Raw genomic sequence first — 7,429 nt, forward strand, 5'->3', positions numbered from 1 at the left:
ACCCGCAATAAACAGTTCAATCAGTTTGTTTTGCTTGTACTGGCTTAAACGGCTTCTTCTCATAGGGGTTATTCTAACCTGAAATTAGATTTCCCTAGTTATCTAGTACAGCCCCTTTCATTAATACGTGATTTGGCATTATTCTGTGTCACTGGCCGGTAATTCTGCCGAACCCATGCGCCGCAAGATAACGTTGGTTTTGCCGCACAGGCGTTTGCTTTTCGGGTTTTCGGCATAAAACAAAGGTGCGGGCACGCGGGCAGCAAGCTTGGCGGCTTGCTGTTTGGTCAGCTCGGCGGCCGGCTTTTTATAGAAATACTGCGACGCGGCTTCGGCACCGAACACGCCGTAATGCCATTCGATGGTGTTGAGATACAGCTCGAAAATGCGGTCTTTGTCGGTCACGGCTTCCATCATCGCGGTAATGGCGGCTTCTTCGGCTTTGCGGATGTAGCTGCGGCTGTCGTTGAGAAACAGATTTTTCGCCAATTGCTGACTGATGGTCGAGCCGCCGGCCTTCACTTCGCCACTTTTTTGGTTGCGCTTGATGGCGTTTTGAATGCCGCTCCAGTCGAAGCCGTCGTGATCGGCGAATTTGGCATCCTCCGAAGCAATCAAGGCTTTTTTCAGGTTGGTGGAAATGCGTTCATACGGCACCCAGCGGTAATCCAATGTTTCGCTGCGCCCTTCTTGCTGAAACTGGCTCATGCGCATGCTCATGAACGCGGTTTGGTGCGGCGCAACGGCACGGTAAGTGATGATGTTGCCGTATACATAGGCGTTAAACAGAATAAACCCCGCCACCGGCAGTGCAATCAGCCATTTGAGAATGCGCAACATCACAAGTCTTTCATGTATTCAAACACAGGTTTGATGTCCGGCTCGAAACCGCGCCACAACTGGTAGGAAAATGCAGCCTGCCCGACCAGCATACCCAAACCGTCGGCAGTTTGTCGTGCGCCCGACTCAGCGGCAAATTTTAAAAACGGCTCGGAATCTTTGCCGTAAACCATGTCGTAAGCCAAAGCACACGCGCCGAACACGGCCGGTGCGATCTCGGGCAATTCGCCGTTTAAGCCGCCGGATGTGCCGTTGATGATGATGTCGAAATGATTTTCCGGCAATTCGTTCATGGCAATAGCGCGAATACCGAAACGCCCGGCCACTTCTTCGGCTTTGGCATGGGTGCGGTTGGTGATGACGATTTCAGCCGATTGATGGCCTTGCAATACGGGAATCACGCCGCGCACCGCGCCGCCTGCACCAATCAGCAAGATGCGTTTGCCCGCCACCGGCACACCCCGCGCCTGAATAATGTCGTTAACCATACCCACGCCGTCGCTGTTGTCGCCGCGGAATTTACCGTTACCCAACAGAATAATGGTGTTTACCGCACCGGCAGCCAAAGCGCGCTCGGAATGTTCGTCAACAAAATTGAAGGCATCCAATTTAAACGGCACAGTCACGTTCGCGCCCTGTCCGCCTTCGGCAAAAAATGCAGCCGCAGCTTCGGCAAATCCGCCGATTTCGGCGTAAATGCGGTCGTAATCAATGGCAACGTTTTCCTGCTTGGCAAATTCTTGATGAATTTGCGGTGATTTGCTGTGTTGCACAGGATTGCCGAATACGGCGTAACGCGGTTTGCTGCTCATGGCTGGCTTCCTTCACTCATCAGGCAAAAGCGTTATTATAACGGGATTTTATCAGGATTGAAGCGGCTGTTGTGTTAAATACCGCAAGTTGATGTATTGTGCCGTTTGAGCAGTAAATTGTTGACAATAAGACCGTCTGAAATTATATTTCACGTATCGGTTTGAATTGATTAAAACACAGCGCAATGGCAATATTTACCGCTGTTTTTCAGGCAGGCTCAAGCCTTCGCGCGCCATTTTTTAACGGCTATTGACAAGCTGTTAAACGTGATAAAATAGCCCTTGCGTCTGTTACTGCCTGCCAACCCAGTTTGTCCAAATAAACAGGCAACCAAATGCCGCCGGCGCGGTCGCATGTTTATTTGGATTGACTGATTTCCCTATTTAGGAGCTTGAACATGTCTATTAAAGACGTTGTAAAACTGATTGAAGAAAGCGAAGCACGCTTCGTTGATTTGCGTCTTACCGATACCAAAGGTAAACAACACCACTTTACCATTCCATCGCGCATCGTGCTGGAAGATCCTGAAGACTGGTTTGAAAACGGCCAAGCCTTCGACGGCTCTTCCATGGGCGGCTGGAAAGGCGTTCAGGCTTCTGATATGCAGTTGCGTCCGGATGCATCAACTGCTTTTATTGATCCTTTTTACGATGACACTACTGTCGTCATTATCTGCGACGTTATCGACCCGGCCGACGGCCAAGGTTACGACCGCGACCCGCGTTCCATTGCCAAACGTGCCGAAGCCTACTTGAAATCTTCCGGCATCGGCGACACTGCTTTCTTCGGCCCTGAGCCTGAATTTTTCGTGTTTGACGGCGTGGCATTTGAAGCCGCCATGCATAAAACCCGTTACGAAATTACTTCCGAAAGCGGTGCGTGGTCAAGCGGCGCACATCTTGACGGCCAAAACACCGGCCACCGTCCGATGGTAAAAGGCGGCTATTCTCCTGTGGCACCGGTTGACCAAGGCCAAGATTTGCGTTCGGCCATGGTGAACATTCTGGAAGAAATCGGCATTGAAGTCGAAGTGCATCACGGCGAAGTAGGTACTGGCTCACAAATGGAATTGGGCACCAAATTCGGCACCTTAGTCCGCCGCGCCGACCAAACCCAAGACATGAAATACGTGATTTGGAATGTGGCGCACAACTTCGGCAAAACAGCCACTTTCATGCCGAAACCGATTATGGGCGACAACGGCTCGGGCATGCATGTGCACCAATCTATTTGGAAAGACGGCCAAAACCTGTTTGCCGGTGACGGCTACGCAGGCTTGAGCGAAACCGCGCTCTATTACATCGGCGGCATCATCAAACATGCCAAAGCACTTAACGCGATTTGTAACCCGTCAACCAACTCTTACAAACGTTTGGTGCCGCACTTTGAAGCACCGGTGAAACTGGCTTATTCAGCGAAAAACCGCTCGGCCTCCATCCGCATTCCATCGGTAAACAGCGTAAAAGCCCGCCGCATCGAAGCGCGTTTCCCTGACCCGATGGCCAACCCTTATTTGTGTTTCGCCGCCTTACTGATGGCCGGTTTGGACGGTATCCAAAACAAAATTCATCCGGGCGATCCGGCAACCAAAAACCTCTACGACCTACCGCCGGAGGAAGATGCCTTGGTGCCAACCGTGTGCGCCTCTTTAGATGAGGCTTTGGCTGCGCTGAAAGAAGACCACGAATTCCTGACCCGTGGCGGCGTGTTCAGCAAAGACTGGATTGAAAGCTATATTGCCTTTAAAGAAGAAGATGTCCGCCGCGTACGTATGGCGCCGCATCCGCTGGAATTTGAAATGTATTACAGCCTGTAATCCACGGGCAGTCAAACCAGTTAAGGCTGTCTGAAAAAGTTTTGTGTGAATCGAAACAGTTGCAGACGGCCTTTTACTTTTCCTAATCACTTCATAAAACGTTCACATTTTTTTCCTATAATATAAAACTTCTATATTCTAAAATGATCGTGGATTTATCCCGTCGTTTCTTAGCCGGCTCTTTGCTGCTGATTTTATTGGGCAGCGGCTTCGTACATTACCGTGGCTGTGCCTTTAGATTTGCGGTTTTCTGTTCAGCAAGGTACGTTTGAAATCTTCAGACCGTATCTATGCTTCCTGCCGATCGTCGTTTGTCTTTGGCCATTTTACCGCCCTGACGTGCCTATCCGCCGCTGCCGCGGTATTGTCCGGCTTGCGTGAAATGGATTTGCACAAATCGCTATCCGGCATGAGTTTTCTAAAAACCAATTTTTACCGCAGCGAGGCCGTCCCTTTATCCGATAACTGTTCGGGGCAGCGATTTGTATTATGTTGCGGTTACTGGTTTTTTATAGTCGTTTAAAATAGAAATAAGACAAGGCGACAGCAACCGCCGTGTACACCCGGTACATCAGGGAATCGGCAACGCTGTATTATTTTTGTTTGAAACGACTATATTTGGGAAAAACATTTCTAAAACACCTGCGCCCCCATGACCGTAGCCGGCGGTTTATCATTACACCGTTTGGAGCTTGGTACCGTCCCGGCCGGCAAATTGGGCAGCAGGCTGAACGCGAAACTGGCCGAGCTGTTTCATGTTTCGATTTCCGCATGTTCGGCAGTTATTGTGCAGTCGGTGGAGGAATCGGCCAAAATAACCGTACCGCTGCTGTGCGCATCGGTGCTGTTTTACCGTCCGAAACAGCCCCTTTTGCCAAAACACCGTAAGTGTCAGCCGAAAACACGGCCGGAAGATTAAGGAATCCTGTTAACCGGCAACAGATAAAGGCCGTCTGAAAAATCATTTTCAGACGGCCTTTTCAGATCAATACGATTCAGCAGCAACGTCCGCCGCTTCCGCAACGGCGTTTGCTGCAATAATCCTGAAACTGTAGCTTGGTCATCACGGGCGCATTGGGATTATGGCGGCGTTGACGAGCAACGTAGTTTTCATAATCCGGCATACCGGCCATCAGATTGGCGGTTCGGCGTGCCGTTTCCAATGCGCGACGGATGCGCCGCCACAGTGTATTATTGTTCATTTGCGACCTCGTTACGGTAAACCGCAGGAACTTCTTTGGCAGTAGGGAAACCGGTTTTGTGCGCTTTCAGGGCGGTTTTCAGGCCATAGATGCCGACGAATACTACAACCGACAGGAACAATACGGTCAAACCCGAATTGACGTAGTCGTTGAATGCGATTTGGTGCATTTGCGCCACGTCTTTGGCCGGAGCAAGGATTTCGCCGCGCGCCGCCGCATCTTTGAATTTCGCCGCATGCGCCAGGAAGCTGATTTTAGCATCGCTGCGGAACAGTTTTTCCAGGCTTGCCCATACGTAAGTCGCGCGGTGTCAGCAACAGCCAAACCGGCAATACCGCCGCCACAAAGCCTAAATCATAATCGCCCAAGTCAGTTGGACACCGTCCAAATCAAAGAAATGCGCGTATGAGCTTTGCGCCACATCTTCACCAAACACAATCGCCAGCATCAGCAGGATAAAGCCGACAATGGAAATCTCACCGATTTTCCAGGACGGATATAGCGGGAGTAAATCCCCATAAACAGCGCAATCGGTATGGTAGCGGCAATCGTAAACGTACCCCACGGGCTATGAACCAGTGCTTTCACGACAATCAGCGCAAGTACGGCCATGATGATGACCATAATCATCAGGATACCGACAGAAGCGACAATACCGGCGGTCGTACCCAGCTCCTGTTTTACAATATCGCCCAGAGATTTACCGTCGCGGCGCATGGAAACGAACAAGACCATCATATCCTGCACCGCTCCGGCGAACACCACGCCGAAGATAATCCACAGCGTACCGGGCAGATAACCCATCTGAGCCGCAAGGACGGGGCCGACCAAAGGTCCTGCGCCCGCAATTGCGGTGAAATGGTGGCCGAACAACACGCCCCCGGTGCGTCGGCACATAGTCCAAACCGTCGTTGTGGCACTCGGCCGGTGTCAGGCGGTTGGGATCAAGTTCCATCACTTTTTCAGCGATATACAGGCTGTAAAAGCGGTAGGCGATACAGTAAACGGAAATTGCGGCCGTTACCATCCACACCGCACTGACCTGTTCGCCGCGGTTGACGGCCAATGTGGTAAAGGAGGCCAAACCCACCAACACTACCAGGCCCCAAATCAGCAAGGTCTTTAAAGATTTCATAACAATTCCTTAAAAATGAACATATTATTACTACTAAACAATTGCTTCTGTAAAATCCGCATTACCATATAATTTAAGTAAAATTTTTACCCAACTAAACATTATTGTAAGTATTAGCATATCCGTAGAAATTCTGACATTGTTTACACTTCTCGTTTTTGGCCTGAAGAACCGTTTTGGGATTTTCGAGTATTGCCGAAAGACACGGTAAAACCTTAATGGTTTCTGATACTCAAAAACCTTAAAACAATCACTTGGGCAAAAAACAAAAACCGTTTGCATAATAAAGCTTGAAAGAACCGGCTTTTTCCTACGCACGACACCTTACCTAAACGGTTCATACGCCACACCAAAATGTCCCGTATTCCCCTTGCCCCGTATTGGCCTTTTTCAGACAGCCGGTTTGCCACCCTGCTATAATGCCGTCTGAAAAACCATCTAAAACACCGCATCATGACTTCAAAAAAACTGCCGCCGCGCCGCCTTTCCGTCGCACCCATGCTCGACTGGACCGACCGCCACTACCGCCACATGGCACGCCAAATCACGCAAAATACTTGGCTTTACAGTGAAATGATCAACTCCGGCGCGATTGTGTATGGCGACAAAAACCGCTTTCTCATGTTTAACGAAGGCGAGAATCCCGTTGCACTGCAACTGGGCGGCAGTGACCCTGCCGAGCTGGCCAAAGCCGCCCAAGCGGTGGAAGAATACGGCTATGACGAAGTGAATCTCAACTGCGGCTGCCCCAGCCCGCGCGTGCAAAAAGGCGCGTTCGGCGCATGCCTGATGAACGAAGTCGACTTAGTGGCCGATTGCTTAAACGCCATGCAGGATGCCGTGCAAATTCCAGTCACCATCAAACACCGCATCGGTGTCGACCGCCAAGCCGAGTACCAACCCTTGGCGGATTTTGTCGGCACCCTACGCGACAAAACCGATTGCAAAACCTTTATCGTCCACGCCCGCAACGCATGGCTGGACGGCTTATCACCGAAAGAAAACCGCGAAGTTCCGCCGCTGAAATACGACTACGTTTATCGCTTAAAACAAGAATTCCCCGAGCTGGAAATCCTGATCAACGGCGGCATTACCACCAACGGACAAATCGCCGAACATCTCCGACACGTCGATGGCGTGGTGGTCGGACGCGAGGCTTACCACAACCCGATGGTGATGCGCGAATGGGATCAACTGTTTTACGGCAGCAGCCACCTGCCCATCGAATACGCCGACCTGGTGCAACGCCTGTTTACCTACAGCCAAGTGCAAATCCAAAGCGGCCGCGGCACCATCTTGCGCCACATCGTCCGCCACAGTTTAGGCCTGATGCACGGCCTCAAAGGCGCACGTGCATGGCGGCGGATGCTATCCGACGCAACCCTGCTCAAAGATAACGACGGCACGCTGATTCTCGACGCATGGAAAGAAGTGGAACGGGCAAACCGTTTCGGGGGCGGCCTTTGGGCACATTCACTCCAGAGGCCCGTCTGAAAGTTCATATTCCCGAATCAAAACAAAAGGCCGTCTGAAATATTTCAGACGGCCTTTGTATCATTCAATCAACTTAAGCTAAGAATCCACCCAAATTGAGCAGGAACAACACGGCAAAACCCACCAAGT

The 7,429-nt window shown here is 50.9% G+C and carries 7 protein-coding genes and 1 pseudogene; 3 read left to right on the plus strand and 5 right to left on the minus strand.

What is annotated here, in order from left to right; genetic code table 11:
* Window positions 1–138: 138 nt before the first annotated feature.
* Window positions 139–840: a monofunctional biosynthetic peptidoglycan transglycosylase gene (gene mtgA / locus ACFPVS_RS13225; RefSeq protein WP_096295751.1), complete on the minus strand. Its 702-nt coding sequence runs from the start codon at window positions 838–840 to the stop codon at window positions 139–141.
* Window positions 840–1,652 carry a shikimate dehydrogenase gene (gene aroE, locus ACFPVS_RS13230; protein ID WP_096295752.1) on the minus strand — a complete coding sequence of 271 codons (813 nt, stop codon included), beginning with the start codon at window positions 1,650–1,652 and terminating at the stop codon, window positions 840–842. The genes mtgA and aroE overlap by 1 nt, the downstream gene beginning before the upstream one ends.
* Before the next feature lie 398 nt (window positions 1,653–2,050).
* Here aroE and glnA point away from each other — a divergent pair, with 398 nt between their 5' ends.
* Window positions 2,051–3,469 (plus strand): type I glutamate--ammonia ligase, encoded by a 1,419-nt coding sequence (gene glnA / locus ACFPVS_RS13235; protein WP_096295753.1) that lies wholly within the window; start codon window positions 2,051–2,053, stop codon window positions 3,467–3,469.
* 652 nt (window positions 3,470–4,121) lie between these two features.
* Window positions 4,122–4,388: a hypothetical protein gene (locus tag ACFPVS_RS13240; protein ID WP_096295754.1), complete on the plus strand. Its 267-nt coding sequence runs from the start codon at window positions 4,122–4,124 to the stop codon at window positions 4,386–4,388.
* Between the two features lie 76 nt (window positions 4,389–4,464).
* On the opposite strand, the gene ACFPVS_RS13245 is transcribed toward ACFPVS_RS13240, so the two are convergent.
* From ACFPVS_RS13245 to ACFPVS_RS13250, 3 genes and pseudogenes are all read right to left on the minus strand, one after another.
* Window positions 4,465–4,671 carry a YbdD/YjiX family protein gene (locus ACFPVS_RS13245; RefSeq protein WP_096295755.1) on the minus strand — a complete coding sequence of 69 codons (207 nt, stop codon included), beginning with the start codon at window positions 4,669–4,671 and terminating at the stop codon, window positions 4,465–4,467.
* The gene (locus ACFPVS_RS13720; RefSeq protein ID WP_415906954.1) at window positions 4,661–4,840 is read right to left on the minus strand and encodes a hypothetical protein; all 180 of its coding nucleotides are present in this window, start codon (window positions 4,838–4,840) and stop codon (window positions 4,661–4,663) included. Before ACFPVS_RS13720 ends, ACFPVS_RS13245 begins: the two co-directional genes overlap by 11 nt.
* 130 nt (window positions 4,841–4,970) lie before the next feature.
* Window positions 4,971–5,806 (minus strand): annotated as a pseudogene (locus ACFPVS_RS13250) (carbon starvation CstA family protein); the annotation flags it as partial.
* A gap of 453 nt (window positions 5,807–6,259) precedes the next feature.
* Here ACFPVS_RS13250 and dusA point away from each other — a divergent pair.
* Window positions 6,260–7,300: a tRNA dihydrouridine(20/20a) synthase DusA gene (gene dusA / locus ACFPVS_RS13255; protein WP_096295756.1), complete on the plus strand. Its 1,041-nt coding sequence runs from the start codon at window positions 6,260–6,262 to the stop codon at window positions 7,298–7,300.
* Window positions 7,301–7,429: the final 129 nt, after the last annotated feature.

Origin of the sequence: Neisseria weixii (genome assembly GCF_042658245.1) — a bacterium.
In the GTDB taxonomy this organism is placed as follows: Bacteria; Pseudomonadota; Gammaproteobacteria; order Burkholderiales; family Neisseriaceae; genus Neisseria; species Neisseria weixii.

What these genes read in the sequence shown, in the direction of transcription:
- ACFPVS_RS13240 (WP_096295754.1), top strand. Translation starts at nt 4,122, where the DNA reads ATGACCGTAGCCGGCGGTTTATCATTACACCGTTTGGAGCTTGGTACC.
- glnA (WP_096295753.1), top strand. Translation starts at nt 2,051, where the DNA reads ATGTCTATTAAAGACGTTGTAAAACTGATTGAAGAAAGCGAAGCACGC.
- ACFPVS_RS13245 (WP_096295755.1), bottom strand. Translation starts at nt 4,671, where the DNA reads ATGAACAATAATACACTGTGGCGGCGCATCCGTCGCGCATTGGAAACG.
- mtgA (WP_096295751.1), bottom strand. Translation starts at nt 840, where the DNA reads ATGTTGCGCATTCTCAAATGGCTGATTGCACTGCCGGTGGCGGGGTTT.
- ACFPVS_RS13720 (WP_415906954.1), bottom strand. Translation starts at nt 4,840, where the DNA reads ATGCACCAAATCGCATTCAACGACTACGTCAATTCGGGTTTGACCGTA.
- dusA (WP_096295756.1), top strand. Translation starts at nt 6,260, where the DNA reads ATGACTTCAAAAAAACTGCCGCCGCGCCGCCTTTCCGTCGCACCCATG.
- aroE (WP_096295752.1), bottom strand. Translation starts at nt 1,652, where the DNA reads ATGAGCAGCAAACCGCGTTACGCCGTATTCGGCAATCCTGTGCAACAC.